This window comes from Allobosea sp. GW821-FHT10B12 (assembly GCF_059415545.1).
In genome coordinates this window covers 106,712-131,062 of the sequence record NZ_JBWKNL010000002.1, presented here as the reverse complement: position 1 = coordinate 131,062, position 24,351 = coordinate 106,712, and the positions used below count along the sequence as shown (strand labels likewise).

The 24,351-nt window shown below is 67.2% G+C and carries 29 protein-coding genes; 7 read left to right on the top strand and 22 right to left on the bottom strand.

Annotation, left to right across the window (positions count from 1 at the left end; genetic code table 11):
• Positions 1-116: 116 nt before the first annotated feature.
• Positions 117-620 (bottom strand): hypothetical protein, encoded by a 504-nt coding sequence (locus AC07O0_RS05910; RefSeq protein ID WP_494620931.1) that lies wholly within the window; start codon positions 618-620, stop codon positions 117-119.
• Positions 621-683: 63 nt separating this feature from the next.
• Positions 684-1,667: a Bug family tripartite tricarboxylate transporter substrate binding protein gene (locus tag AC07O0_RS05905; RefSeq protein ID WP_494620929.1), complete on the bottom strand. Its 984-nt coding sequence runs from the start codon at positions 1,665-1,667 to the stop codon at positions 684-686.
• Positions 1,668-1,928: 261 nt separating this feature from the next.
• Here AC07O0_RS05905 and AC07O0_RS05900 point away from each other — a divergent pair, with 261 nt between their 5' ends.
• Positions 1,929-2,561, top strand: a complete 633-nt coding sequence (locus AC07O0_RS05900; RefSeq protein ID WP_494620927.1) for a MarC family protein — start codon at positions 1,929-1,931, stop codon at positions 2,559-2,561.
• A gap of 23 nt (positions 2,562-2,584) precedes the next feature.
• Here the strand turns inward: AC07O0_RS05900 and AC07O0_RS05895 are convergent, their stop codons facing one another.
• From AC07O0_RS05895 to AC07O0_RS05880, 4 genes are all read right to left on the bottom strand, one after another.
• A complete protein-coding gene (locus tag AC07O0_RS05895) occupies positions 2,585-3,970 on the bottom strand; it encodes a PepSY-associated TM helix domain-containing protein (RefSeq protein ID WP_494620925.1) in 1,386 nt (461 codons plus the stop codon).
• A gap of 102 nt (positions 3,971-4,072) precedes the next feature.
• Positions 4,073-4,462: a hypothetical protein gene (locus AC07O0_RS05890; protein ID WP_494620923.1), complete on the bottom strand. Its 390-nt coding sequence runs from the start codon at positions 4,460-4,462 to the stop codon at positions 4,073-4,075.
• Between the two features lie 72 nt (positions 4,463-4,534).
• Entirely contained in the window at positions 4,535-4,882 is a 348-nt protein-coding gene (locus AC07O0_RS05885; protein ID WP_494620921.1) for a gamma-glutamylcyclotransferase family protein, read from the bottom strand.
• Positions 4,883-4,906: 24 nt separating this feature from the next.
• Positions 4,907-5,572, bottom strand: coding sequence for a DJ-1/PfpI family protein (locus AC07O0_RS05880; RefSeq protein WP_494620919.1), 666 nt, complete (start codon positions 5,570-5,572; stop codon positions 4,907-4,909).
• Positions 5,573-5,656: 84 nt separating this feature from the next.
• Here AC07O0_RS05880 and AC07O0_RS05875 point away from each other — a divergent pair, with 84 nt between their 5' ends.
• Positions 5,657-6,610, top strand: a complete 954-nt coding sequence (locus AC07O0_RS05875; RefSeq protein ID WP_494620917.1) for a GlxA family transcriptional regulator — start codon at positions 5,657-5,659, stop codon at positions 6,608-6,610.
• A 56-nt stretch (positions 6,611-6,666) separates the two neighbouring features.
• The gene (locus AC07O0_RS05870) at positions 6,667-7,200 is read left to right on the top strand and encodes a hypothetical protein (RefSeq protein ID WP_494620915.1); all 534 of its coding nucleotides are present in this window, start codon (positions 6,667-6,669) and stop codon (positions 7,198-7,200) included.
• Between the two features lie 6 nt (positions 7,201-7,206).
• Here the strand turns inward: AC07O0_RS05870 and AC07O0_RS05865 are convergent, their stop codons facing one another.
• The 3 genes from AC07O0_RS05865 to AC07O0_RS05855 all read right to left on the bottom strand — a co-directional run bounded on the left by AC07O0_RS05865 (position 7,207) and on the right by AC07O0_RS05855 (position 10,161).
• Positions 7,207-7,653 carry a GNAT family N-acetyltransferase gene (locus tag AC07O0_RS05865; RefSeq protein WP_494620914.1) on the bottom strand — a complete coding sequence of 149 codons (447 nt, stop codon included), beginning with the start codon at positions 7,651-7,653 and terminating at the stop codon, positions 7,207-7,209.
• A gap of 10 nt (positions 7,654-7,663) precedes the next feature.
• Positions 7,664-8,842, bottom strand: coding sequence for an E22 family MetX-like putative esterase (locus tag AC07O0_RS05860; RefSeq protein WP_494620912.1), 1,179 nt, complete (start codon positions 8,840-8,842; stop codon positions 7,664-7,666).
• A 203-nt stretch (positions 8,843-9,045) separates the two neighbouring features.
• Positions 9,046-10,161, bottom strand: a complete 1,116-nt coding sequence (locus tag AC07O0_RS05855; RefSeq protein ID WP_494620910.1) for a M20 family metallopeptidase — start codon at positions 10,159-10,161, stop codon at positions 9,046-9,048.
• Between the two features lie 182 nt (positions 10,162-10,343).
• Between AC07O0_RS05855 and AC07O0_RS05850 the strand changes: the two genes are divergently transcribed.
• Positions 10,344-10,607, top strand: a complete 264-nt coding sequence (locus tag AC07O0_RS05850; RefSeq protein ID WP_494620909.1) for a hypothetical protein — start codon at positions 10,344-10,346, stop codon at positions 10,605-10,607.
• Here the strand turns inward: AC07O0_RS05850 and AC07O0_RS05845 are convergent.
• From AC07O0_RS05845 to AC07O0_RS05835, 3 genes are all read right to left on the bottom strand, one after another.
• Complete coding sequence (locus AC07O0_RS05845; protein ID WP_494620908.1) at positions 10,594-12,180, bottom strand: ABC transporter substrate-binding protein; 1,587 nt, start codon at positions 12,178-12,180, stop codon at positions 10,594-10,596. The genes AC07O0_RS05850 and AC07O0_RS05845 overlap by 14 nt on opposite strands.
• Before the next feature lie 233 nt (positions 12,181-12,413).
• Positions 12,414-13,625, bottom strand: a complete 1,212-nt coding sequence (locus tag AC07O0_RS05840; protein ID WP_494620906.1) for a DUF2336 domain-containing protein — start codon at positions 13,623-13,625, stop codon at positions 12,414-12,416.
• Complete coding sequence (locus tag AC07O0_RS05835) at positions 13,622-14,758, bottom strand: transglycosylase SLT domain-containing protein (protein ID WP_494620904.1); 1,137 nt, start codon at positions 14,756-14,758, stop codon at positions 13,622-13,624. The genes AC07O0_RS05840 and AC07O0_RS05835 overlap by 4 nt, the downstream gene beginning before the upstream one ends.
• A 137-nt stretch (positions 14,759-14,895) precedes the next feature.
• Between AC07O0_RS05835 and AC07O0_RS05830 the strand changes: the two genes are divergently transcribed.
• Both AC07O0_RS05830 and AC07O0_RS05825 read left to right on the top strand, forming a co-directional pair.
• The gene (locus tag AC07O0_RS05830; RefSeq protein ID WP_126110786.1) at positions 14,896-15,387 is read left to right on the top strand and encodes a MaoC family dehydratase; all 492 of its coding nucleotides are present in this window, start codon (positions 14,896-14,898) and stop codon (positions 15,385-15,387) included.
• Positions 15,387-16,265 carry an HpcH/HpaI aldolase/citrate lyase family protein gene (locus AC07O0_RS05825; RefSeq protein WP_494620902.1) on the top strand — a complete coding sequence of 293 codons (879 nt, stop codon included), beginning with the start codon at positions 15,387-15,389 and terminating at the stop codon, positions 16,263-16,265. Before AC07O0_RS05830 ends, AC07O0_RS05825 begins: the two co-directional genes overlap by 1 nt.
• Positions 16,266-16,307: 42 nt before the next feature.
• On the opposite strand, the gene AC07O0_RS05820 is transcribed toward AC07O0_RS05825, so the two are convergent.
• Genes AC07O0_RS05820 through AC07O0_RS05810 form a run of 3 tightly spaced genes read right to left on the bottom strand, consistent with a single transcriptional unit; the run spans position 16,308 to position 17,685 of the window.
• Entirely contained in the window at positions 16,308-16,499 is a 192-nt protein-coding gene (locus AC07O0_RS05820; protein ID WP_494620901.1) for a hypothetical protein, read from the bottom strand.
• Positions 16,500-16,504: 5 nt separating this feature from the next.
• On the bottom strand, positions 16,505-17,110 hold the full coding sequence (locus tag AC07O0_RS05815; protein WP_494620899.1) for a flavin reductase family protein: 606 nt from the start codon (positions 17,108-17,110) through the stop codon (positions 16,505-16,507).
• A gap of 5 nt (positions 17,111-17,115) precedes the next feature.
• Positions 17,116-17,685, bottom strand: a complete 570-nt coding sequence (locus AC07O0_RS05810) for a nitroreductase family protein (protein ID WP_494620897.1) — start codon at positions 17,683-17,685, stop codon at positions 17,116-17,118.
• A gap of 118 nt (positions 17,686-17,803) precedes the next feature.
• On the opposite strand from AC07O0_RS05810, the gene AC07O0_RS05805 reads away from it, so the two are divergent.
• The gene (locus AC07O0_RS05805) at positions 17,804-18,727 is read left to right on the top strand and encodes an RgsD C-terminal domain-containing protein (protein ID WP_494620895.1); all 924 of its coding nucleotides are present in this window, start codon (positions 17,804-17,806) and stop codon (positions 18,725-18,727) included.
• A gap of 15 nt (positions 18,728-18,742) precedes the next feature.
• Here the strand turns inward: AC07O0_RS05805 and AC07O0_RS05800 are convergent, their stop codons facing one another.
• The 7 genes from AC07O0_RS05800 to AC07O0_RS05770 form a co-directional block, all read right to left on the bottom strand.
• The gene (locus tag AC07O0_RS05800) at positions 18,743-19,498 is read right to left on the bottom strand and encodes an SGNH/GDSL hydrolase family protein (protein WP_494620893.1); all 756 of its coding nucleotides are present in this window, start codon (positions 19,496-19,498) and stop codon (positions 18,743-18,745) included.
• Between the two features lie 11 nt (positions 19,499-19,509).
• A complete protein-coding gene (locus AC07O0_RS05795; RefSeq protein WP_494620891.1) occupies positions 19,510-20,694 on the bottom strand; it encodes an OpgC family protein in 1,185 nt (394 codons plus the stop codon).
• A gap of 323 nt (positions 20,695-21,017) precedes the next feature.
• Complete coding sequence (locus tag AC07O0_RS05790) at positions 21,018-21,302, bottom strand: GIY-YIG nuclease family protein (protein WP_494620889.1); 285 nt, start codon at positions 21,300-21,302, stop codon at positions 21,018-21,020.
• A gap of 160 nt (positions 21,303-21,462) precedes the next feature.
• Positions 21,463-22,296, bottom strand: coding sequence for a twin-arginine translocase subunit TatC (gene tatC / locus AC07O0_RS05785; protein WP_494620887.1), 834 nt, complete (start codon positions 22,294-22,296; stop codon positions 21,463-21,465).
• Entirely contained in the window at positions 22,293-22,847 is a 555-nt protein-coding gene (gene tatB, locus AC07O0_RS05780; RefSeq protein ID WP_494620885.1) for a Sec-independent protein translocase protein TatB, read from the bottom strand. Before tatB ends, tatC begins: the two co-directional genes overlap by 4 nt.
• A 52-nt stretch (positions 22,848-22,899) precedes the next feature.
• Positions 22,900-23,139 (bottom strand): twin-arginine translocase TatA/TatE family subunit, encoded by a 240-nt coding sequence (locus AC07O0_RS05775; protein ID WP_494620883.1) that lies wholly within the window; start codon positions 23,137-23,139, stop codon positions 22,900-22,902.
• A 69-nt stretch (positions 23,140-23,208) separates the two neighbouring features.
• Positions 23,209-24,300: an ABC transporter ATP-binding protein gene (locus AC07O0_RS05770; protein ID WP_494622355.1), complete on the bottom strand. Its 1,092-nt coding sequence runs from the start codon at positions 24,298-24,300 to the stop codon at positions 23,209-23,211.
• Between the last annotated feature and the right edge of the window lie 51 nt (positions 24,301-24,351).

The window sequence follows — 24,351 nt, the reverse complement described above, 5'->3', positions numbered from 1 at the left end:
TTGCAGCAGGTTACGGGGCGTTTTTGATTCGCTTTCGCGCCCCTTCCGCATTCTCGCCATGTTTCGCTGGCGGTCGCATGCCGAAATTGACGAAACCGTCGTCCGAAGCCTGCGGGCTAGACCTTCCGAACCTGCGGAGCGAAGCGCCGAAAGGCAGCTTCGACTCCCGCCTCGCTACAGGCAATCGAGTCGAGGCCGAGGCGAAAACCGCACGAAAAGACCGGCCACACAATCAACGATAGCCTCGACCTCGGTCCGTACGACTTGGGCTCGGTGACCTCAACGTAGAGCTCCAGCCCGCCCTCATGTCCGTATTCGAGCACAAAGCCGGTGATCGCGCTCCAGGGCAGCTTTTGCTCGAAGACTGTCGGGACCGACAGCCCTTCGCGATCGAACGCGAGATCGACCTTGCGCTCCGGGATCGTGATCGCCCTGCCGTATGCCGTCCAGAAAAGCAGGCAGCCGAAGAGGCCCACCACCAACCCGCCATGCGATAGGAAATACCCGATGGCGACAGCACCAAGGACGAAATAGGCCACCAGTAGCCAGTCGGTCTCGCTCCTCTCAAACTCGATGATTGCCGATGTTTCGGCGTCAGCCTGCACATCAACGGCACTCATCTCGTCTGCCTCGCTTTCAAGCTCCCCCTCCGCAGCCTCGCCACGGCATCGCCGGGCGCCGGGCTATTCGATGGTGATCTTCGCTTCGCGCGCGATCCTGCCGAATTTCTCGTACTCGGATGCCGTCAGCGCCGCGAGCTCGGCGGAGCTGGACGCTTTCGGGTTGAAGCCGGCTTGCAGCAGCTTGTCCTTGACCTCCGGCGCGCCGAGCGCCTCGACGAAGGCCCCGTTGAGCGCTTCGACGATCGCCTGCGGCAGGCCGCTCGGTCCATAGACACCGAACCAGGGCTCGACCGCATAGCCCGGCAAGCCGGCCTCCGCGATCGTCGGCACATCCGGCAGCGCCGGCGAGCGCGTCCCGCTCGCGACCGCCAGAGCGGTGAGCTTGCCGGCCTGGATATGCGGCAGCGAGGCGGGAAGGTTGTCGAACATCACGCCGAGATGTCCGCCAAGGAGATCGTTGATGCCGGGCGCGCTGCCGCGATAGGCGACATGGGTCAGTTGCGTACCGGTCATCTGCCCGAACAGCACCGCGGCAAGATGCATCGAGGTGCCGTTGCCGGCGGTGCCGTATTGCAGTCCAGGCTCCGCCTTGGCTCGGGCGATGAATTCGGCGACGGTCTTCACCGGCAGTTTCGGCCCGACCTCGAGCACGATCGTCGAGGTGCCGAGCAGGCTGATCGCGGTGAAATCCTTGCGTGGGTCGAACGGGACGCTCTTGTAGATGTGCGGGTTGAGGGCGTTGGTCGAGATCGCGCCGAAGCCGATGGTGTAGCCGTCCGGCGCCGCCTTCGCGACCGCATCCATGCCGATATTGCCGCCGGCGCCGGGCCGGCTCTCGATCACCACCGGCTGGCCGAGACGCGCGCCGACCTTCTCGCCGACGAGACGGGCCACCAGATCGGTGGTGCCACCGGCGACATAGGGCACGATGAAGCGGATCGGCTTGCCGGGATAGGCCTGCGCCTGCCCCCGGCCGGCAACGGCGATCAGCGGAACCGCCGCCAGGGCGGCGGCCAGCTGGCGGCGTGACAAGGCATAGTCCATCTCGATGCTCCGGCTTGGCGGCTGAGAGCCGCCCATGTCGGATGCTCGCCAATCCCGGCGCACAGCGCAATGGGCGGCTGACAGGCTGGGCCAAGCCCGGGCTGACTCATCGCAGCCACCCGCACAATCGGACTGGACAAGCCGCAGAGGCGGTGCAAACCCGGGTTTCCATCGACAAGCGATGGGCTCTACGATGGAGTGAGGTGCCCGCCGACACGGCAAGGGTGCGGCAAGAGCAGCGCAATAAGCTCGGGGCGAGACATGCTGACCGAATATCTCTCCTCCGCGCTCGTCACCCTGCTGGTCACGCTCGATCCGCCGGGTTTGGCGCCGATCTTCCTGTCGCTGACGCGCGGCATGTCGGAAAGCGAGCGGCGGCAGGTCGCGGTCCGCGCCTGCATCATCGCCTTCTGCATCATGGCCTTCTTCGGCCTCGCCGGCGACATCGTGCTGAAGGCGCTCGGCGTCTCGCTGCCGGCCTTCCGCATCGCCGGCGGCTTCCTGCTGTTCTGGATCTCGTTCGAGATGGTGTTCGAGCGCCGCAACGATCGCAAGCAGGCGACCGCCGACACCGCCATCACCAAGGATCATATCCGCAACGTCGCCGCCTTCCCGCTGGCGATCCCGCTGATGGCGGGCCCGGGCGCGCTGACCGCGATGATGCTGCTCGCCGGCCGCGCCAACGGCGACATCGCGATGCTCTCCTCGCTCGCGCTGATCTGCGGGCTGGTGATCCTCTCCTGCCTCGTCGTCTTCTTCCTGGCGGTGCCGATCGCACGGCTGCTCGGCGTCACCGGCAATGTCGTGCTGACCCGCCTGCTCGGCGTCATCTTGGCCGCGCTGGCGGTGCAGTTCGTCATCGACGGCGTCCGGGCCGTGATCCGGAGCGGCTGAGCCGCCCCGGACCGCATGGCGGCTCAGGCAGCTCGCGCGAACCGCCAGCGAGCGAGATCGACGAGCAGGAAGGCCGCGAGGCTGACGCCGACCAGCGGCAGCGCCCAACCCAACCCCACGGCACTGGCGATTGCCATCGCCCTGCCCGGCCAGCCGAGCCGCAGCCAGGCCTGGACCAGCGTGCGCGGCAGCGAGCCCGGCGCCGGCCGCTGGCGCCACCAGATCCGGTAGCCGAGCAGCGTCGTCAGCATCAGCGCGATGCCGAGCCCCGCCATCAGGAGCTGATTCGGCCAGCCGAACAGGATGCCCATATGGGCGTCGATGCCCCAGCGGATCAGCTTGGCGATCAGCGGGAAAGTCTCGAAATCGGCACGGCTGACGACGGAGAGGTCGCGCGGATCGAGCGCGAGCGTGTCCACCTGCGTCGGCCAGCTCCGATCATATTCCCGAACCAGCCAGGCCTGGCCCTCAGCCCGAGGCGGCCGCATCTCGACATGCGGGGAATCGATCCCAGCCGCCCTGGCGGCAGAAAAGACCGCATCGAGCTGCTGGACGCTGCCGGGAGCCGCCGTGCCGACGGCAGGACCATGATCGCCATGATGGGCGTGCTCGTCGGCTGCGGGCGCGGCGCCGAGCTTCAGCGACACCGAGGGCGTGACCCAGCCCAGATTGGCCCGCAGCGCGTCGATCCGGTCGCCGGCATAGTTCGACCAGGTCAGGCCGGTGATCGACAGGAAGGCGAGGCCGAGCGAGAGCGTCAGCCCGATCAGCCCGTGCCAGCGCCGGTCCCGGAGCGCAGGGTTCGCCCGCGCCCGTTCGGCCGCCCGCGGATGGCGCCGCCAGAACCACATCAGGACGCCACCGAGCACCACCGCCCAGAGCCAGGACGCCGCCAGCTCGCTGTAGTTGCGGCCGAACTCGCCGAGCAGCAGGTTGCGGTGGAGATAATCGAGCTGCGTCCGGAACGGCAGGATGCCGCTGGTGCCATAGACGATAAGGTCACCCTTGATCGCCAGCGAGACCGGATCGACGAAGATCGCCCGGCTCTCGGAATCGCCGAGCCTGGCTTGAGCGAACATCACGCGCGTGGTTTCGCCCAGTCCGGGTGCGGGACGAATGGCGAAGAAGCGCGGCCCCTCGCCGATATGCCTGCGCGCAGCCTCGGCCTGGGCGGCGAGCGAGGCGGGCTCGCCCGCGGTCGTCGCAGTCAATTGCTCGCGATAGATGAAACTCTCGATCTGCGGCGTCAGCACATAGAGCGTGCCGGTCAGCGCCGCGATCAGGATGAACGGGCCGACGAACAGCCCGGCGTAGAAGTGCAGCCTTGCGATGAAGGCCTTGAATTCGGACGACAGGGCAAGGCTGCGGCCGGCATCGGCGCGCGTGCGGATATCCGCGTGAGCGGTCATGGCTGGATTTCCCGAAATGGACCTGCCGAATGCCGCTGGCGCGCTGGCCTGGCGGAGCATTCGGTCACTAAGACGGAAGGCGACCACAGGGCCGCCACGGCGTCAGGCCCGGACGGGAGGTCCTCTCGGGCGGGCGGCGAGCCGCTCCTGCCCCGGCAATGGCCGTTCGGTCAGATCGTCGAAGCCAACGACCGTGACGCGAGGCCCGACGCTTTCAGGCAGTGCCGGCCGGTCGGGCGGGGCATAGGCCGCGCCGATCCAGGCGCAGCCGAGCAGGCAGCAGGCCGGCAGATGCGGCGCTGGCTCCTCGCCCGGCAGCGGAGCGCTCTGCGCTCCCGGCGCGCAGAGCGTCAGATGCGCGGCGCGGTCGAGCAGCGCCGGAGCAAGGCTCTGCCCGGACACGACCGCGCCGAACAGGCCCTGCAGCACGAGCACATAGGCCGCAACGATCGCGACCCAGGCTCTCGCTCTGATGGACTTGGCTGCGCTCAAGGACAGGCTCCCCGGCACCGTCGATAACGACGTGCCGGGCCCCTGTCCATCAGCCGAACCGCCGCAGCCGCCCTACGCCTTGACGTAGACCCAGGCCTCCTTGCCCGACGCCAGCCGGACGCTGATGCGCTTGTAGTCGGAGACCTCGTAGCGGTCGGCCGCGGCAAGCTCTTCGGCGCTGATGCTGAAGACCTTGCCGGGCACGCTATCTGCGGGATCGTCGCTTGGCGCCACCACCGGATGGAAGCGCTTGCCGCTGGTGCGGATCACCTCGGGATCGGTGATCTCCAGCATGGTCTGGGCAAAGCCCGGCATGGCGTCGTCATGGCCGTCGAGCAGGCGCCCGAACGAGGAAAGCTGGACGTTCTCCTGCTGCAAGGTGCCATAGGAGAACAGGAGAATGCTGCGATCCTCGGCCATGCTCGCTCCGTACCAGGCGCGACTCTATAGCGCCGCCAGCAGCTTTTCGCGCGCCGCGCGCGAGCCGGCAAGGCGCTGCCTTGCCGCAGCCAGGATGGCAGCGGGCGCCTCCTGCGGCGTGCCGGCCTTGAACGGCGGCTGCGGCGCATATTCGAGCGAGAGCTGGATCAGTTCCGCCTCTTCCTCGCCGAGAAGTTCGGCGATCACCGTCAGCCCAAAATCGATGCCAGAGGTGACCCCGCCCGCGGTGATCAGGTTGCCGTCCCGCACCACGCGCCCCTCGGTCGGGATGGCGCCAAAGCGCGCCAGCAGGTCGTGCGCGTTCCAGTGGCTGGTCGCGCGCCTGCCCTTCAGCAGCCCGGCCATGCCAAGCACCAGCGAGCCCGTGCAGACCGAGGTGAGGTAGCGCACCTGCCCTGCCCGCTGGCGCAGGAAGGCGAGAACGGTCTCATCGTTCAGCAGCGGATTGACCCCGGCTCCGCCCGGCACGCAGAGCACGTCGAGCGGCGGGCAGTCGGCGAAGGTGGTGGTCGGCGTCAGTGTCAGCCCGGTCGCGGCTTTCAGCGGTGCCGTGTCCTTCCAGATCAGATGCACCTGCGCGCCCTTGGCCGAGGCGAAGACCTCATACGGGCCGGTCAGGTCGAGCTGCTGGACCTGCGGAAAGACGAGAATGCCGAAGCTGAGGGACATGGGACCGATCTCCTGATTGACGGGAACACCCTAGCGCGCAAAGCTCTGGCCGAACTGCCAAGCATCCCTCGCTTCAGGCCAAACATGCGCCGCATCGAGATCCTCACCTTTCCCGGCGGGCAATTGCTCGACGTCGCCGGGCCCTTGCAGGTCTTCGCCACCGCCAACGACCTCGCTCATCTCGCCGGCGGGCCCCTGCCCTATGAGACCGCAGTCGTCGCGGCCCAAGGCCGTATCGTCACGAGCGCGAAGCTCGAACTCGGCGCAGCGCCGCTGCCTGAGCCGGATGCACCGCTGCACACGCTGGTCGTCGCCGGCGGCTATGGCGTCAACGCCGCCTGCCGCGATGCGGCACTCGTCGACTGGGTCAGGCAACGTGCCGAGGCTGCGCAGCGCATCGCCTCGGTCTGCAGCGGCGCCTTCCTGCTCGCCGCGGCGGGGCTGCTCGATGGCAGGCGCGCCGTGACGCATTGGGGCCGCTGCGCCGAATTCCGGGCGATGTTCCCGGCTGTACGGCTCGAACCCGATCCGATCTATGTCCGCGACGGCGAGGTCTGGACTTCGGCCGGCGTCACCGCCGGGATCGACCTTGCCCTCGCACTGGTCGAAGCCGATCTCGGCCGCGAGCCGGCGCTCGCCATCGCCCGCCAGCTCGTCGTCTTCCTGAAGCGCCCCGGCGGCCAGGCCCAGTTCAGCGCGGCGCTCACGCTGCAGGAGAAGGACGAGCGCTTCGACCGCCTGCACGGCTGGATCGTCGAGAACCTGCGCGGAGACCTCTCGCTGGAGCGGCTCGCCGGTGAGGCGAATATGAGCCTGCGCAGCTTCGCCCGGCATTATCGCCAGGCCACCGGCCGCACGCCGGCCCGCGCCGTTGAGGAGATCAGGATCGAGACGGCGCGCCGCCTGCTCGAACAGGGCCTCTCCGTCGCGCAGGCCGGCCGCCGCTGCGGCTTCGGCTCGGAGGAAACGCTGCGTCGCGCCTTCCTGCGCCGGCTCGGAGCCAGCCCGCAGGCCTATCGCGAGCGCTTTGCCGGATAGCCCGGGATCTGCACTATGATCGGCATTCAAGGCCTCGAGACTGCGTAGGAATTCGCATGCTGAGCATTGCCGAGGCGAACGAACTGGTCGCGCAGCATCTCGGCGATGCGCCACGAGCAAACCATTCGCGCGTCGTCGCCCATGTCATGCGCAAGCTCGCACAGGCACTGTCGCAGCCGGCCGAGCTCTGGGAGGTGGTCGGCCTCTGCCATGATCTCGATTTCTTCGAGGTTCGCGGCGATTGGAGCCGACACGGCCCGATGGCAGTGGAATGGCTTGGCGATCGCATTCCGCTGGAGGCGCAGCAGGCGATCGCCGCCCATGACCACCGCACCGGCATCGTGTCTGACACGCTGCTCGCCGACTCGCTCAAGGCAGCCGACGCCATCACCGTCATCGACGAGAAGATAGGGCGCGCCGCGCTTCGTGAGATCGACGTTGTGAGCCCCTATGCGGAGCTGCGCATCCGGCTCGGCCGGCGCGCTTATCTCGCCGACATGATCGAAGGCTACGCGCTGAAGCACGGTTTCCCGTTCGAACGTCTCATCGAAACGGTCTTCGACGCGCCTGCGCAACCAATCCCGGCCTAAGCGCTTCTACAGCGCCAGCTCCATCAACCTCTCGCCATTGGCGCGGGTCTCGCCCGTATCCCGAAACCCTTGCGCCAGGTAGAAGGCGTACGGCCCGCCATTGCCGGGCACGTAGCTCAGTGTTGCGAGCTTGTATCCCTGCTGAGGAAGGCCCTTGAGCCAGAGCGCGATCGCCTCGCGCCCGTAGCCTTTGCCCTGGTGACGCCCGTCGATCATGAAGCGCCAGAGGAAACAGCTCCCACCGTCATCGTCTGGCCGCCACATGATGAAGCCGACCGGCTCCTCGCCGGCATAGATCGCCCGGAACACCGCAGCCGGGTTGAAATGGGCCTGCGCGATCGAGACCGCATTGGGCGCGACGAAGCCGCTTTGCGCCTGATGCGGCTCGAGCTCACAGATCGTGCGTACGGTCTCGGCTGTGATCTCGCGCAGCGAGACGACCGGCGCGCTCAAGCGATCCTCCTCACTTCTCCAGGAACGCCTTCACCGTCGCTTCGGCCTGCTTCATCGAGATCACGCCGTCGAGATGGCCGCGCGTGCCCTGGATGGTGGCGTGGCTGACGTCGCGCCCGGCCTTCTTCGCCTCGGCGACGGTGCGCAGGATCATCTCGTCCGGGAAGACCAGGTCCTTGGGCTGGCTGATGATCAAGAGCGGCGCCTTGATCCGGCTCATCGCGTCGGCGAGCGACTTGCCGCCGGCGGCGTAAAGCTGATTGGCCTTGACCAGATAGAGGAAGTGGTTGGCGTCCGAGACCTTGGCGCGGGCCTCGCCGGCATTGTCGAGGATGCTCTGGACCTGGAACTTGTTGCCGAGCGCCTTGGCGGGGTCCTCGCCCTCCTTGGCCGGGCGGCGGCCGAAGGTGCCGTTGGTCCAGTCGCTGTGGTTGGCCTGCAGGGTGACGACGGTCAGCGCCTTGGCGAGGCCGGCATTGGGCGGCGTCTTGCCGTAGTAGTCGCCCTTGTTCCAGTTCGGATCGACCAGGATCGGCGCCGCCCAGACGTCGAGCCAGGAAATGAGCTGGGCGTCAGCCTCGGCCGCGCCGATCACCGCCATCGCCTTGCCGACCATGTCGGGATAGCTCGCCGCCCATTCATAGGTCTGCAGCGCGCCCATCGAGGGGCCGGCGACCATGACGAGCTTCCTGATTCCAAGACTTTCGACCAGGGCCTTCTGGACATTGACGAAATCGCCGATGGTCACCACCGGGAAGTCGAGCGCGTAGGGCTTGTTGGTATCCGGATCGATCGAGGCCGGGCCAGTGGTCGTGGTCTTGGGGTCGCCGGTGTTGAGGTTCACCAGCGTGTCGGAGGCGATGACGAAATACTTGTTGGTGTCGATCGCCTTGCCCGGGCCGATGATCGCGTCCCAATAGCCGGGCGCGGCATCGGCAGCGGCGTATTTGCCGGCGGCGTGCGAATTGCCCGAGAAGAAATGGCAGATCAGGATCGCGTTGGACTTGTCGGCGTTGAGCGTGCCGTAGCTCTCCCAGCCGACCTTGACGTTCTTCAGCGTGCGCCCGCCTTGCGTGGTGTAGCTCGGCAGATCGAAGACCTTCTTCTCGACGATCAGATCCTGCGCCTGCGCCATTCCCGTCACCATCATGCCTGCAACAGCGAGCGCACCCGCGATCCAGCCCTTCATGCCGCACTCCTCCGCTCCGGCCGGGTTCTCGGCCTTGAGACGGATCAGAGCGGATTTGTCCGGCTAACGGAAGGGGTCTTCCTTCTCCCCTCGGGGGAGAAGGTCCCGGCAGGGGGATGAGGGCGGCTCGACTGGGTGAGCCGTCCTTCCCTCATCCGTCAGCGCTTCGCGCTGCCACCTTCTCCCCCGAGGGGAGAAGGGAATCAAAGCGTCTCGAGCAGCCCCTTGATCAGCGCGCGGCGCGGCGCGATCGAGGAGATCAGCGCATATTCCTGCAAGGTGTGGGCGCCGTCGCCGTCGATGCCGAGCCCGTCCAGCGTCGGGATGCCGAGCGCCGCGGTGAAGTTGCCGTCCGAGCCGCCACCGGTCATCGGGCAATCCTGCAGCTCGAAGCCGACCTTCGCCGCCACCGCCCGCGCCTGCTCATAGAGCGCCGCAACCTCAGGCGACTTCTCATAAGGCGGCCGGTTCATGCCGCCGGTGATCGCCAGCTTCACATCCGGATCATGCGTCTTCAGCCCGAGGATGCGCTCTTCCATCGCGACACCGTCGGCCACCGTGGTGACGCGGCAGTCGACGCTGAACCAGGCATGCTGCGGGATGACGTTCGCCGCCGTGCCGCCGCCGACCAGCGCCACCGTCGTGGTGATGCCGCGCGAATAGTCGGTCATGCCCTCGATCGCGAGGATCTGGTGCGCCGCCTCGCGGATGGCGTTGCGGCCGTCCTGATGGCGCGAGCCCGAATGCGCCGGCCGCCCTTCCAGCTTGACCTCGAAGCGGCCGACGCCCTTGCGCGCGGTGACGATCTTGCCGCCCTCGCGTGCCGGCTCGGTCACCAGCACCGCCATCGCCTCGCGGCCGACAGCCTCGATCAGGTCCCGCGAGGTCGGCGAGCCGATCTCCTCGTCCGGGGTGAACAGGAAGACCAGCGGCCGCTGCACCGTGCCGGACTTGGCGGCATCCTTGAAGGCCTGCAGCGCCAGCCAGGCGCCGCCCTTCATGTCGTAGACGCCGGGCCCGTAGAGCCGGTCGCCCTCGACGCGCACCGGCAGATCCTTGGCACTGGTCCCGACCGGATGGACCGTGTCGAGATGCGACATCAAGGCGATCGCCTTGTCGCCGTTCCGGACGCCGGCGCGCAGGATCAGATTGTCGCCGAGGCCATTGCGGCCGGGAATGCGCTCGACGGCGATGGGCAGGCCTTCGACCTCCTTCGCAACGAGGTCCATCATGCCGTTGACGCCGGGCACGTGATGGGTGGGGCTCTCCAGCGCAACCCAGACGGAGAGCGCGGGAACGGCGGGATCGTGAATGGTCATGATGGGGAGTGTTTTCGCAGGAAAGCGTGGCGATAACGGGACATTCGCCGATTTGCCGGCTTTGTCCATGTCGAAACGCGCCTAGCAGCCCTGCGGGCGCAGCGTCTCAAAAAAATTTCGACGCGATGTCGGCAAGGCCGATCCTCGCCCGTCCTCGCAGCAGACCCGCCGAGGACCAGACGATGCGCTCGCCCGCCGCCCCAGCCATTGCCATACTGCCGGCCCTATACTGGCTGCGCGGCCTCCTGGCGGCGCTCGCCGGCTTCATTGCGGTCCTCACGCTCGCGCTTCTCGCCGACCAGCTGCTGCGCTCGCTCGGCCTGCCGCCTCCGGCAGCCCAGCTCACACCGGAACTCGGCCGCCAGGCGCTTGCGGCCTGGCTGCGGGCAGGTTGCCTGCTGCTCGGCGGCCTTCTTGTCAGAGCTACGCTAGCTAGACGCGCTTGACGTTCCAGAAGGTCGGGAAGCTCGGCAGCACGCCCGTGAGCTTGCGGCTGAACGCCGTCGGCTGGAAGTACTGGCCGAGCGGAGCGTAAGGCACGTCCTCGAAGGCCTGCTTCTGGAGTTCGGCGGCAATCTTCTGTTTGGCCGGAAGGTCCGCGGCCTCCATCCAGGCCTCGCGCAGCGCCTCGATCTTCGGCGCCACCGGCCAGCCCGGCCAGGCCGCCATGCCATTGCCGCGCAGCGAGATGTGGCCCACCGGGTCGAGGATATCGATGCCGTTCCAGCCGGTGAAGAAGCAGTTCCAGCCGCCATTGCCCGGCGGCTCCTTGTTGGCCCGGCGCGTCACCACGGCGCCCCAGTCCATCACCTGGTAGTCGACATTCATGCCGATGCGCTTCAGCATCTCGGCGCCGACCTCGCATTCGGCCTTGAGATTGGCGAGATCGGTGACCCCCAGCAGGACGACCTTCTCGCCCTTGTAGCCCGCCGCCGCCAGCGCCTGCTTGACCTTGGCGATGTCGCGCGGACCGTTCAGCACTTCCATGCCGGCATCGTTCGCCATCGGCGTGCCCGGCGGGAACAGACCGACGCCGGTGCGCCACAGTTCCTTGTCTGGGCCGCCGACCGCCTCCATGAACTCGGCCTGGTCGATCGCCATCAGCACGGCGCGGCGGATCGCCGGATTGTCGAACGGCGGATGCAGATGGTTCATCCGCATGATCGCGATCGAGCCGGTGGTCTCCTTGATCGCGACCTCGAGCTTCGGATCCTTCGCCAGCAACGGCAGAATATCCGGCAGGGGCTGCTCGACCCAGTCGATCTCGCCGCTCTGCAAGGCCGCCGCCGCCGTCGCCGGGTCAGGCAAAGTGTGCCATTCGATCCGCTCGACATGGACGATCTTCGGCCCGGCGGTGCGGCCGGGCTTGCCGTCGCTGCGCGGCACATAGCCCGCGAATTTCTCGTAGACCGACCGGTTTCCGGCCTGACGCTCACTGGCGATGAAGCGGAACGGTCCGCTGCCGATCACCTCGGTGACCTGCGTCGTCGCCTCGGTCTTCGCTAGCCGCTCCGGCATGATCACCGGCACCGCGGCCGTCATCTTGGCGAGCGCATCGGGCAATAGCGGGAACGGCCTCTTCAGCCGGAAGCGCAGGTTCTTGTCGTCGACTGCGACGAGTTCGTCGGTCTGCGCCATCAGCGTCTGGCCGAAGGAATCGCGCTTGGCCCAGCGGTTCAGGCTGGCGACGCAGTCCTTGGCCAGCACCGGCGTGCCGTCATGGAATTTCAGGCCCTCGCGCAGCTTGATCGTCCAGCTCTTGCCATCGGCCTCGGCGAGCGCGCCTTCGGCCATTTGTGGCTGCGCCTTGTAGCTCTCGTCCTGCCCGAACAGCGTGTCATAGGCGAGGAAGGCATGGTTGCGGGTGACGGTCGCCGTCGTCCAGATCGGATCGACCACAGCGAGATCGCCCTGCGGCACGAACTTGATGACGTTCTTGTCGGCGCCACGGCCGATATTGGGTTTGCTGACCGCAATGGCGGCAGCCGTGCCTGCGATGAAAGCGCGACGTGTCGGCATTTCAGGCTCCCTGGAGCCCGTTCCGATCAGCTTGCACCGCAAGCCGATCGGCGAACGGTCTCCAAACTAAAAGGAAGAGACGGATTCACCGATCAGGTTGGAACAACCTGATCGGATCCGGCTCTGCAGCAGGACGTCGATCCGGGATGGTGAAGCCCTGGCGATACGGCGGCGCTCAGGCAATCAGCATGCCAGCGGCCGGTCAAGCGGACCGGCGCTGATGCGCGGCTCGTTCAGGCGGCGTCGCGCAGCTCGTCCAGCTCGAGTTCGACCAGGAAACTCGGATCAGCTTCGACCAATAGCGCCAGCGCGGCATCGTCGGCGAGCGAATCGGCCAGCAGCCGCGCCTCGTCCCGGGCGGCTTCCGCATCGAGCCGGCGCAGCAGCGCCATCAGCGCATTGGCCCCCGGCCCTTCCAGCGCCTCGCAGGCGATCAACACCTGTGCCAGCAGATGGCGGTCGATGCCGCCCGCGCTGTGCTGCCCTGGGCCGGCTTGTTTCAGCGCCTCGACGGCAGCCGCAAAGGCCGGCAGCAGCGCTTCCGGCATCGCCGCCTTGCGATAGAGCGCCTTGAGGCCGGCGCCGCGCCGGTCCCAGAGCAGCGCGCGCACGCGCTTCAGCGGCAGATCGGAGAGCGCCGCGAACGCGGCTTCGGCCAGAGCCGGCTCGCCGCTCAGCAGCGAGCGCAGGATCACGCCCGGCGTCAGGCGGCCATTCTCGCGCAGGCAGTCGACGATCGCCGGGGCATCGCTCGCCTCGCCGCCGGCGGCGAGCGCGACCGCGACCCGCTCGGTCGATTCGCGGGCGAGCCGGGCGCTGCGTTCTTCGGTGAGCCAGCCGCAGCCGGAGACGAAGGCGGCGAGCGTATCGGAAACCTCGGCTGCGATAGCCTGGCGGAGACCAGCGGGAAGATCGTCGCGCGCCAGCATGGCCTCGCGCACTGCGCCGGTTGTGCCCTCGCGCGCGAAGATGCGCTCCAGCGAGAAATCGGGAAGCTCCGCCGTCGGATTGGCGAGCAGCGCGACCAGCGCCTCCTCGCAGCCGACCTCGGCCAAGGCGGCACAGATGCCCGGCGCCAGCCAGGGCCGCTGCGCGATCGCGCGCTGGGCAAGGCCATCGCCGATCGCCGCGGCATCGACCAGATCGGCCTCGGTCAGCACGGGTGACTGCGCCAGCAGCAGCGCCGCGATGTCGCTCTGCTCGGCGATCAGGCCGAGCACCAGATTGCGCGGCGCCTGCGGGGCGGCAGCAAGCTCCTCGGCGAGCGCGCGGCGCACCAATGGCGAGGGATCGTCGACCAGCGCGATCAGCGCCGTCTCGGCCTCGCGCCTGTCCTCGGGCGACATCGCCGAGCGCAGATAGGCTCCCGCCAGCGCGGCGGCACCTTGCGCCCGCGCCTCGGCCGGAGCGGTGCGAGCCCAGAGCAGGAAGCGGCGCACGATCATCCGCGCCTCCCATGGGTCATGAACTGGCTGAGATCGAGCGGCCCACGCCGCGGCTTGCGGGTAGCGGGTGTTTCGCTGGCAGCCGTCTGCGTATCGGCCACAGCCAGGTCGCGCGGCCGCGACGGCGGCAGCGGCGTGTTGACGGTGGCCGTAGTGCTCGTACCGCTCGCGCTGTCGGTCTTGGCGGCCTTGCCGGCGGGTGAGGCATTGCCTTCGCCTGCCGTCGAGCCAACGCGCGGGAAATACCGTGTCGCCGGATCGTCATCGATGGTGCGGGATGCGCCGCCGCTGCGCGGCGTCGTCCAGAGATTGGCGACCGCCTTCGAGACCGGAGTGCGCGGCCCTTCCGTCGAGAACAGGCCGATCAGCCCCTTGGCCCGGCCCGGCGCCAGCGCGGCGGCGATCGGCACGACCGGCGGCTCGGCCGCATAGGCCGTGGCGGTCGTGGCCGCCCCCGTCGGACGGGCCTGCGCCAGCATGGCGCCGGTGGTCGCCGCGACCTGGGTGTTGGCATGGCTGGCGGCGAGCAGGCCGTAGACCTCCTGGGCGCTGCGGGCCCGGCCGGCCTTGTCGTAGAAGATCGAGCGGTTCGCGGCGGCAGCTTCCGGGAAATCGCGGGCCGCGGCGCGAGTCGGATCGCTACCAGCCGTGCGGATCAGGTCGGAAGCGCCGCGTGCACCCAGCACATGCGCCATATAGAGCTCGCCGGCCTGCGGCTGGCGCCCGAGCGCCTGGCCGAGCTGCTCGGCATTCTTCTGCGTCAGTGCACCCGCCATCACCGTCGCCACATGCGGATCGGTGCGCAATTGCAGGATCTTCTCGCGCAATGCCGGATCGGACACCGTCAACCGACCATTGCCGTCGTCGCTGATCGCGCCGGCATAGTTGGCCATGCCTTGCTTAGGCCCCTCCTGACGCATCATCGACAGCCAGGTCTGCTCGATGAACTGGAACAGCCCGGTCGCGCTCGAGGTGCGCGCCTTCGCATCCGGTTCGAGCGAGGATTCGCGTTGCGCCGTCTTAAGGAGATAGTCGAAGCCGACGCCGGTCTTGTCCGCGCCTTCCTTGATGGCGCTGACGACAGGATTGGCGGGCGTTGTCTCGCGGGTGCTCGGCGTGCTGAAAAGGAACATTGGGTCACTCGGGCCGCTGCCGTTCCAAGCGGACCGGAGCACCCAAAGAGACTGGACCGATTATGGTAAGCGAACCGTTAAAACGGCCGTTTGCCAGACCCGGCCCCTAACGGAAAAAGTGCCACAGGAGCAAGATGATGGCGGAAGCGGCGCGGCATAAGCGGGGCGGCCTCTACTTCGAGGATTTCGAGATCGGCGCCTCGATCGAGCATCGGCTGACCCGCACGGTCACGCAGATGGACAACATGCTGTTCTCCAACATGACGCTGAATCCGCAGCCCTTGCACATCGACGCGCATTTCTGCGCGACCGAGACCGAGTGGGGCAAGCCGCTGATGAATTCGCTGTTCACGCTCGGCCTGATGATCGGCATATCCGTCAACGACACCACCGTCGGCACCACCATCGGCAATCTCGGCATGACCGACGTCACCTTCCCCGCCCCGCTCTTCGAGGGCGACACGGTGAATTGCGTGACTGAGATCGTCGCCAAGCGCGAATCGAAGTCGCGGCCTGATGCGGGCATCGTCGACTTCCACCATCGCGCCTACAAGCAGGACGGCACTTTGGTGGCGCAGTGTCGCCGCCAGGCCTTCATGAAGAAGCGCCCGACCGAAGGACAGGCCTGATGCGTTCGCTCCTCTTCGTTCCCGGCGACAACCAGAAGAAGCTGCAGAAGGGCCTGGAGAGCGGCGCCGACGCGCTGATCCTCGATCTCGAGGATTCCGTCGCGCTCGACGCCAAGCCGGCGGCGCGCGAGCTCGCCAGCGATTTCCTCAAGGAGGTGAATACCCGCGCCAAGCGCCCGCGCCTGATCGTGCGCGTCAACGCACTGACGACTGGGATGACCGAGGCCGACCTCGATGTGATCATGCAGGGCAGCCCGGACGCGATCATGCTGCCGAAGTCCGAAGGCGGCCCCGACCTCAGCCATCTCGCTGCCCATATCGCGGTGCGCGAGGCCGAATATGATCTGCCCGACGGGGGGACCAAGATCATCGCCATCGCCACCGAGACTGGAAAGGGCATCTTCGGCCTCGGCAGCTATGCCGGCGCCAGCCACCGGCTCGCAGGCCTGACCTGGGGTGCGGAAGACCTGTCCGCCGATCTCGGTGCCGAGACCAACCGGCTGGAGAATGGCACCTATACCGACCCCTACCGGATTGCCCGCTCGCTCCTGCTCTTCGCCGCCGCCGCGGCACAGGTCGATGCGATCGACACGGTCTTCACTGCCTTCCGCGACGAGGCTGCCTTGCGCAGCGAATGCATCGCCGCGCGCCGGGACGGCTTCACCGGCAAGATGGCGATCCACCCGGCGCAGGTGCCGGTGATCAACGAGGTCTTCTCGCCCTCGCCCGAGTCGCTCGCCCGGGCCGAGGCGATCATCAAGCTCTTCGACGAGAATCCCGGCCTCGGCGTGGTCGGGCTCGATGGCGAGATGCTCGACCGGCCGCATCTGATGCGGGCCCGCCGGCTCAAGGCGCGAGCTGATAAATTGCGTCAGTGACCCGGCGCAAGCGATTCGGCTGATTCAGGTTTCGGGGCCTGCTCACGGCGCCCCGATCTGCCGGCACTGATGCCGTGCCGCGCTGGCGAGGCACTCCTGCGCCTTCTTGGCAGCGTTGAGCTCGCGCAGCAGCCAGAAGCCGGCCCCGATCATCACCAGCACGGCGATGATCGCGAGCAGGTTGACGGTCATCCGCCATTGCTCGTCCGGCTCCTCATCCTGGCGCCGGACCATGGCTCTCAGCCTCCGGCCGGGCGGATGATCGAGAACAATTCGCTGACCTCGGCATAGTCGGCGTAGCCGCAGCGTGCGATCGGGTTGGCCCCGGCCGTGTCGAAACGCCCGTCGTGCACGAAGGCCTCGTCGACATAGGCCGCGACGACCTGGCCAAGCACCATCCAGCGCGGCACGTCATTGCCGTCGATGTCCCTGAGCTGCTGGATCGAGAGCAGTTTGCATTCGAGCGCGGCCGGGCTCGCCGCCACCCGCGGCGGCTTGACCAAACGCGATGGCGCCATCTCCAGCCCGGCATGGCGATACTCGCTCTCGCCGCGCGGCAATGGCGCCGAAGTCAGGTTCATCTGCTGGTCGAGCGCTTTGGTGACCAGGCTGCAGGTGAACTCCCCGGTCTCCTCGATGAAGGCGACGGCATCCTTCTTGTTCTCGGACGAGAACATCACGATGTTCGGCCGCGACGAGATCGCGTTGAAGAAGCTGTAGGGCGAGAGATTGACCTCGCCCTTTGCGTTGACCGCGCTGATCCAGCCGATCGGCCGCGGCGCCACGATCGCCTTGAACGGGTCGTGCCGGAAGTCGAGATCGCGCCCCTCATTGGTGTAGTACACGGCGCTCAGGCTCCGAACCGGCTGACGATGGCGGAAAGATCCGGGCGCTCGCGGTCGGCCGGGCGGCCATCCGCCTTGCCGAGATGGACGAATCCGGCGATGCGCTCGTCAGGCTCGAGCCCGAATGCGTCCAGCACCTTGCGGTCGAAGGCGAACCAGTTGGTCAGCCAGGAGCCGTTGAAGCCGAGCGCCTCGGCAGCGATCAGCATGTTCATGCAGACGGCGCCGGCCGAGAGCTCCTGCTCCCATTCCGGGATCTTCTCGTGCTTGCGGGCGCGCGAGACCACGGCGATCACGACCGGGGCATGGAGCAGGCGCTTGCGCTCGAACGCCACCTTCTCCTCATCGGCCTGCGGGTTGCGCTCCTTGAAGACACTGGCGACGATCTCCGCCGCCTTGTCCTTGGCAGCGCCGGAGAAGACGATGAAGCGCCAGGGCGCGAGCTTGCCATGATCCGGCACGCGCGCCGCCACCGTCAGGATGTCGCGGAGCTGAGCGTCATCCGGCCCGGGAGCGGAGAGAAATTGCGGCGGCACCGAGCGACGGAGCTTGAGCAGGGAGAGCGTGTCGGTCATGAACGATCCGGAAATGGCGCGGCAGTGGCGGGCGATGGTTCCCCAGTTAAGGTTTCGCCATGATGAGGACAAGCGAACCTGCTCCTTCCCCGGCGCAAGGACGATGACGGCGCAGCGCATGTTTCAACACGAAAAGTTCCAGAACCGGATGCGGGGCCTGACCAAGGCCGGCATCGCCGTCCTTGCTGTTGTCCTCACCGTGTCGCCCGTGCTCGCCCAGACACCGGGTGCCGCGACCTCGACCACCACCCCCGGCTCCCCCGCGAACCCCGCCATCGGCTCGCGCGTCGGCCAGGCGATGCTGACGCTGAGCGCGCAGTTCTCCGGCAACCGCAAGCCGGTCCGCTCGGGCCTGGTCTGGCGTGTGCTCAGCGAATCGTCGGACGGCTCGCCGCCGCGCATTGTTGCTCGTTCGGACGAAGCCGAGCCGAGTTTCTCGCTCCAGCCGGGAATCTATCTCCTGCACGCCGCCTATGGCTTCGCCAGCGCGACCAAGCGCGTGACGCTCGGCCCGCAGGGCCTGAGCGACCGGCTCAGCATCAGCGCCGGCGCGCTCTCGCTCGCCGGCTCGATCGGCGAGACGCCGATCGCCCCGGCCCAGCTGAACTTCTCGGTGTTCGTGCCGCTGCAGGGCAATTCCGAGGGGCGCCTCGTCGTCTCCAACGCCAAGTCCGGCGAACTGATCCGCCTGCCCGAAGGCACCTATCATGTCGTCTCGACCTATGGCGATTCGAACGCCATCCAGCGCGCCGATGTCCGGGTCGAATCCGGACAGGTCACCCAGGCCACCCTGCACCATCGCGCCGCCCAGGTGACGCTGAAGCTCGTCGCCGGTCCGGGTGGCGAGGCCTTCGCCGGCACCGCCTTCAGCGTGCTCACCCCTGGCGGCGACGTCATCCGCGAAGCGATCGGCGCCTTCCCGCAGGTGATCCTGGCCGAGGGTGACTATGTCCTGATCGCCCGGCAGGAAGGCCAGGTCTTCTCGCGCGACTTCAAGGTCGAGGCCGGGCGCGATCGCGACATCGAAGTGATCGCGCGCTGAGACGCCAATCGCGGCTCAGTTCGTCGGCTTGCCCGGCTCGCGCCCTTCGCCGAGCTCGGCCACGATGCCGTCGGCGAGGCGAATGCCGAGGCAGCGATAGCCGGCCTCAACCACCTGGAGCCCGTCCATGCCGACGATCTCCTCCTCGCTGAACTGCTTCGAGCCCGACCAGGTCTTCATCATGCCATAGCGCGGAAAGACCGGGACGCCGCTCTCGCTCGCCGTCTTCGCCAGCACGGCGCGATAATCGTCATATTTCGGGTAGCGCCCTTCGCGCGGCAGCCAGGGCATGTCCATCAATACGAGATCGATCCCGGCCTCCTGCAGCCTGTGGGCCCCCTTACGCAGGATCTTCGCCAGCTTCTCCTCGCCGATGTCGCGGATGGCGTCGTTCACCGCCGTCTGCCAGATCACCAGCGAAGGCTTCTCCGGGATCACCTCATTGTCGAGCCGCAGATACATCTCGTAAGCCGACTGGCCACCGACGCCGAGGTTCACGACCTTGATCTCGCGCCCCGGCAGGCGCCGGCGCAATTCGGCTTCGAGCACGGCGGGGTAGCTGCGATCGGCATCGCTCGCGCCGGTTCCGGCGGTGCTGGACGAGCCGAGCGCGATGATGGTGAGGCGGTTGGTTTCGGTCAGTGTGCGCTTCGATGCCGGCAGCGCCGGCTTGAACGGGTGCTGGGCCGCACCGGCCCGGCAGCGCCCCTCGTTCATCGGTGAAAGCGATCTCGGCCCGGCCGTCACCGGCAAGGCCGATGCCAGGATCATAAGGGCAGCGCTCAGACCGTAGCGGCCTGCTCGCGAGGGGCGCTGGCGGCGCGGGCCGTGAGCGTCTTGTACCACGAGAGAAAGGTTCCTAGCCCGAGCAGCATGATAACCCCGCCCAGAGTCACGAGCAATTGCACCAAAAGGGCAAAGGATGTCTCCGCAAGGATGATCTGTCCGGTGATCGCCAGGACGATTCCGGCGCAGAAGACTTCGAGCGAATGCCGCCCGAGCGCCGCCAACCGCCGGCCCGCCATCCCCGTCAACATGGCCGCGTCCGGCTTGATGAAGCGCAGCACGAGCCAGGCCAGCGCCATCAGGTGCACGACGCGCGGCCAGGCGAGATTGGTCTTGTCGGTGCCGATCTGCAGGCTGTCGATCCAGTCGTTCAGGAACGAGACGCCGAAGGGATTGCCCGAGGACAGCTTCACCATCGCGGCGAACAGGAGGATGGCGACCGCCGCGGCATCAAGCAGGCGCAGCTTCGGCACGCCGGCGCCAACCAGACCGAGGCGGCCGATGACCACGCCGAGTGTGAACAGCATCTGCCAGGCGAAGGGGTTGAAGAACCAGCCGCCTTCGCCCGGATGGTTCGGCAGATTGAGCCCGGCGAGGGTCGCGCCCTGCCAGACCGCGAAGGAGATCGCGAGCGCGGCGAGCGGGCTGGTCCGGGCCATCACGTAGATCAGCGGGAACAGCGCCAACAGCACGATGTAGAGCGGCAGGATGTCGAGATAGTAAGGCTGGTAGACCAGCCCCAGCGCATTGACGATCGCCGCCTGCGTGTCGCTGAAGAAGGGCTGGATGTTGATCGCCTCGACATAGAGCGCGTTCTGCGTGCGCACCACCGCCGTCGCGACGATGCCGCAGACCAGCACGAACAGCGCCAGATGCGCGATATAGAGCGTCCAGATGCGCGCGCCGACCTTCAGCGAACCGACGAGGAGCCCGCGCTGGTCGATCAGACGGCCATAGGCGAAAGCCGCAGAGACGCCCGCCAGGAGCACGAAAACGTCGGCAGCATCGGAGAAGCCGAAATTGTGCGGCATCGCGCTTGAGACGATGTTGCCCGGCATGTGGTTGACGAAGATCACCAGCAGGATCAGGCCGCGGATGACGTCGATGCGCAGGTCGCGGCCGGGCGAACCCGCTTCGCGGGGCCCTTTTCCGAACAGCATCAGGCGCCAGAATCCGCTCACGTCACCACCGCGTCGCCATGTCCGGCCGGTGAGGCGGCCGTGCATTCGTTCATCTGCCGTTCATCTTAACATTCTGTTGCGAGCAAGGCTCCGCAGAGGCGGATCACAAGCCTGTGCATCAACGTGACGAGGACGCTCTGGTTCGGCGGTCACCGGCGCGCGCAGCATCACGATCCGCCAGCGGCTTCAACGGCCTGTGACGGATCGCATCACTATTGAACGAGTGATCGTATGAGCTGGGTGGGTAGCCGAGCTGCGCTAGGCGTCTGCCTCTTTGAGGCCTTCGTCACCCGTCAAGAATAGCAGGGCTTTATAACGAAGGCTCAATCCAGGTGGATCGTATCGTAGAGATCGCGCCAAGTCGGATTGGCCGCCTCAATCAAGGCGATCTTTCGCTCACGCCGCCAGCGCTTCATCAGCTTTTCCTGCGCGATCGCCTCGTCTGCTCGCTCGAAATGCTCTGCGTAGACGAGGTGTGTGGCGCCATACTTGCGCACGAAGCCCGAGCCACGCCCCTCTCGATGCTCGGCGATACGCCTGCTCAGGCTATTGGTCACGCCGACATAGAGCGTCCCGTTCCAGCCGCTGGCCGTGATGTAGACCCACATACCGTGACCACACCCTCCACCGTCATCCTGGGCGAGCGCAGCTCGTCCCGGGATCCATCGTAAGGCGCCGGAACTCTACGATGGATCCCGGAGCTGCGCCGCTTGCGCGGCTTGTCCAGGATGACGCGCGGATGGGAGCAACGCATCGCCACCGCGAAGCTTATTCGCCCCCTGCGTCCTCGGCCGCCTTCGTCTCATCGCGCTTCTTCTCGACCCGGCGCACCGAGAACACCGAGAGCTCGTAGAGCAGCAGCATTGGGATCGCGAGCATCAGCTGCGAGATCACGTCGGGCGGCGTCAGCACCGCTGCGACGACGAAGACGAAGACGATGGCGTAGCGGCGCTTGTCCTTCAGGAACTGCGCATCGATGATTCCCGCCTGGCCGAGCAGGGTCAGGATCACCGGCAATTGGAAGGAGATGCCGAAGGCGAAGATCAGCGTCATGATCAGCGACAGGTATTCGCTGACCTTGGCCAGGAGCACGATGCTGGCCTGCGTCTCGGTCGCCGCCTGCTGCATGCCGAGCGAGAACTTCATCAGCACCGGCATGGCGAAGAAGAACACCAGGGCCGCGCCGAGCACGAAGAAGATCGGCGTCGCCGCGAGGTAAGGCGCGAAGGCCTGACGCTCGTTCTTGTAGAGACCGGGCGCGACGAATTTGTAGATCTGCGTTGCGATCACCGGGAAAGCGAAGAAGCCGGCACCGAAGGCCGCGACCTTGATGTGCGTGAAGAGCAATTCGAGCGGCGCGGTATATTGCAGCGGCGCGTTCGTGCCGGACCCCGCTGCCCAGATGTAGGGCTGGAGCAGGAGATTGTAGATCTGCGTCGAGAAGGCGAAGCAGATGAAGAACATGATCAGGAAGGCGATCAGCGACTTGATCAGCCGCGAGCGCAGCTCGATGAGATGGTCGATCAGCGGCGCGCGCGACGCCTCGATCTCATCCTCGCCGGGACGCTTGGGCTCGGTGTTCGCCTCGACGACGCTGCTCATGCCGTCTCTCCGCCCTCGACCTCGGCCGCCTTGGCCTTGCGTTTGCGGGCGGGCTTGGCCGGCGGCGCCTCAGCCGCGGCAGCTTCGGTCGGCACCGCCGGCTCCTCGGTCGCGACGGCCTTGCGGCGACGCTTCGGCTTTTCCTCCGGCACGGATTCAGCGACGGGCGCCGGCTCGATGCTGACCGGAGCCGGCAGATCGGGCGCCGGCAGCGCGGCGAGCGTCGCCTCGGCATCCTTCATCGCCTTGTCGTCGACGGTAGCCGGCTTCGAGGCGTCGGCGGCACCGAAGTCCTTCATCGGCTCGATCGGGTCGAAATTGGTCGAGGCCTGAATCGAATTGCCGATGTCATCGACCTGCTTCTTCAGGTCAGTCAGCTCGGCCTCGCGCATCGCGTCGTTGAACTGCCCTTGGAACTCGGCGGCCATGCGCCGAATCTTGCCGATCGCCTGCCCGGCGGTGCGCAGCGCCCCGGGCAAGTCCTTGGGGCCGATCACGATGAGCGCGACGCCCCCGATCAGCAGCATTTCGCTCCAGGCGATGTCGAACATCGACGGCCGGTCCTTTGGGAAACCTCAAGCGCCGCCTTGGGCGGCGCGAGTGTCAGGCCTTGGTCTCGGCCTTGGCCGGCTGCGGGCTCGCGGTCTGGGCCGTCTGGTCGATCACCTTGGGATCGGCCGGCTGCTGCGCGGCCGGCGGGGCCTCGTCCTCGGCCATGCCCTTCTTGAACGACTTGATGCCCTTGGCGACGTCGCCCATCAGTTCGGACACCTTGCCGCGGCCGAACAGCAGCATGACGATGACGCCGACGACGATCCAGTGCCAGATGCTGACGCCACCCATGGCGGTACTCCTCCGAAATTGAACGCGCGGCCCGACTTGTCCCGACGGGCCAGATGCTTGTGCCGGAAACTAGGTGTCCCCTACAGGGAACACAAGGACTTCGTCCATCGTAATGTCGATACCGACATCCTCACCCTCGACGACGGAATCCCGCCGCGTCGGCAACCGCGCCATCAACAGCTTCTCGATCCCGTCGACCGCGAGCTCGATGTGATCGACCTCGCCGAGGAAGCGCCGTGTCACCACCCGCGCCGGCAGACAGAAGCCCTTGGGCACCAGCCGGATCGCCTGGGGGCGGATAGCGAGCATAGCTGCTCCGTCCGGCAGGTCCGGCGCCGGAAAGCGGCCGAGCGGCGTATCGACCTCGCCATTGCGGACGACCGTCTCGATCTCGGTAAGGTCGCAGAAAAATCGGGCGGCAAAGAGGCTGGCGGGCTTCCGGTAAAGCTCTTCGCCTGTTCCCGTCTGGACGATCCGCCCCTGCCGCATCAGCACGATCCGGTCAGCGACGCGCATCGCATCCTCGGGATCGTGGGTGACGATGATCGAGGTCGCGCCGATCTCCTGCAGCAGCGCCATCGTCTCGTCGCGCACTGCATCGCGCAGTCGCCGGTCGAGATTGGAGAAGGGCTCGTCCATCAGCAGCACACCGGGCCGCGGCGCCACCGCCCGCGCCAGCGCCACGCGCTGCTGCTCGCCGCCGGACAGCATGTGTGGATAGGCCTCGGCAAGGTCGGCGAGGCCGACGCGGGCGATGGCCCGCAGCGCCGTCGCGTCGGCCTCGGCATTGCCATAGCCGCGCAGGCCGAAGCGGACATTCTCGCGCACGCTAAGATGCGGAAAGAGCGCGTAATCCTGGAAGACCAGGCCGACCCCCCTCGCCTCCGGCTCGACGAAGCTGCCGGGCGATGAGACGTCGCGCCCTTCGAGCAGGACGCGCCCCGAACTCGGCCGCTCGACCCCAGCCGCGAGCCGCAGCAGCGTCGTCTTGCCGCAGCCGGAATGACCGAGCAGCGCGACGATTTCGCCCGGCGCGATGCTGAGCGAGACTTGGTCCAGCGCCGTCACCGCGCCGAATCGCTGGGTGACGCCGTCGAAGCCGAGCGCCATCGGGATGGCGGCGCCGGCTGTGCCGCGCCGTCCCCACCCCAGCCAGCGCATCCTGCCTTCGTTGCGAGCCAAGTCGTTCTCCTGCCGGCCCGCTGGGCGCGA